The following is a 2,157-nucleotide window of genomic DNA, read 5'->3' as shown; positions in this document are numbered from 1 at the left end:
TCCAGATATCGAACGTGGATGGCTGTGACTTTGGTATTGACTCTATTGATGTTGCCTTGGTTGTGATGCCTCGGAGCTTTAAGGTATGATAACTGTACCTTACAAAATAACTCTCTTGGGCGATAAGGAAAAAGCCAGGGATTTTATAGGCGCTGCCCAGAGCCAGATGAGAATACTTGAAAATCAGATAAGTTTTCAGAATTTAAAGCAGGGCGCAAGAAGGGTTAGGCTCGGTTCAAGAACAGTAGTTACTGCTCTAATTTGTTTTAATTTGAAAGAAGTTAAGATATATAGCAAACCGTTAGCAATTGAGATAAAAAAGGAAGGTTTAGAGAAATTAATCCCAAGATTTTTTGCTTATATTGTTAAAGTCAATGATATAACTGGAGAAATCACCAGATATTATCGTTGGATTTATTTTGTTGCAGCTGGCACTGATATGTCAATATACAGACAAACGCAATATTTGTCGCCTATACATCTGAATGATGATTATGATATTTATGTATGGAGTGCTGGTACTGAAAATAAAATGCTCGAAATAATGAAGAATACGCCAAGAGGACCAGATCATTTACATAAGCACCCACATAGACATACAAAAGCATTTATGATGGATGGGAGAACAGATGAGGAGCGAGAAGACGATTTAGATAAGTCCGGGAAACCGATAGATAGACCAAAAAGATATGTTTCTGCTTGTCATGTATTGACAAAGAACAGAAAAATTGTATTTATGCCACTTCACGCTTATGCTGGTAGTGGTGTTCCTCGTAGCGATGAAATTTGCATTCCTGTTCATTATCCGTTGTATCCTTTACCGGGTTTTGAAAGTTATATACCATACAGAAATAATATTTTTTTTACGGGTTTACAATTTCCTTGTCCTCCTCGTAGATTTTATTGTAATCCCGTTGATGGGGTTATGGTATGGTATACGACTAATCCAACAGATCTTAAAGCAGAGAATTTTATAGGCGGGATAATATATGATGCAAGAAATAACGCAGCCAGGACATTTATACATTATCCATCAGATGCAGATGGAAGGGGCTTTACTGCTTATTGGGCTGTTGATAGAGCAGCGGCTGAAGTACCCACGCCTCTTATATTTGACGTTCAGAGTTTAGATAAAAAGGGAATAAATGTTGCCATTACATGGTCAGAGAGACCAGTTAATTGTTACACTAATTTTTCAGATTCAAATGTAATCTACAGTGAGCTTGATAGTTGTGATCATATAAAATGGAGTGGAGTTGATACAGGATTTGAGTTTAATTTATTTGCTACCTTGGATCAGGATTTGCTAATACCAGAAGAAATATATGAAGATGAGCATGTGATAAATCCTGCACAAGATTGTAGCATAAATCCTAATGGTGAATTTTATATAAAGGAAGAACAAAGAACATACTCAGACACCAGTGCAAGGCGATATCACACTCATTATGAAGTTGACCTAATGAGTGATAAACAAGTTGAAGTGATAAGTGATATGCATCATATTGGAATTGCAGAAACTTGTTTTCTGGAAACACGAAGATGTGATCACGGTGTAGAAAGTACATGGATAGACCAAAAAAATCGTCATATCCAATCTGAGTGGAAGCAACAAAATACAAATACATATAATGCACGGTGGGTATGTCCTAATGGATTATATTTTGATTATCATAAAAACAATAAGTATTTAGATGGATTTGCTTATATGTGGAAAAGTGGTTGTGCAGGAGGACCAAATCAGGCAGAAATGGAGGAACTTTGTGGCTGGTATGGATGGGACTCCAGACCTCATCTTTGGATTATTACCTTTGCTAAATGTTTCAAAGGTTATCAAGACATGCCTATCAATAATTGGAATAGAATTGATAGTGAAATGTTTTATTCAGAATCTACACCGGCTGTATATCATTGGGATGTAACTTCTGATCAAGATGATAGAAATAGTGAGCTTTTAAGACAATACCAAGTTGATGACGATTTATTTTTTTCTTGTGATGACGTAGACCATATCTATTATCTTGATGATAGAGCCACCGAAGACAACCAGGGTCTTATAGCTGCTGGAAAGGGTGACTCAGCCACTGGGCTTTATACAGATTATTGCCTTGGAGTGGTAGAATATAAGTCAGATTATTGGAAGATATACTGGAAAAT

1 protein-coding gene is annotated in these 2,157 nt (G+C 36.4%); it reads left to right on the top strand.

Going from position 1 to position 2,157, the window contains the following annotated elements; translation table 11 throughout:
• Window positions 1-85: 85 nt before the first annotated feature.
• Window positions 86-2,157: hypothetical protein (locus J7K40_11430; protein ID MCD6163007.1), on the top strand; the 2,072-nt coding region annotated here is incomplete at its 3' end.

This window comes from Candidatus Zixiibacteriota bacterium (genome assembly GCA_021159005.1).
Taxonomy (GTDB): domain Bacteria; phylum Zixibacteria; class MSB-5A5; order UBA10806; family 4484-95; genus JAGGSN01.
Note: the sequence above shows the minus strand (reverse complement) of the source record. Positions and strands in the feature narration are given on the sequence as shown.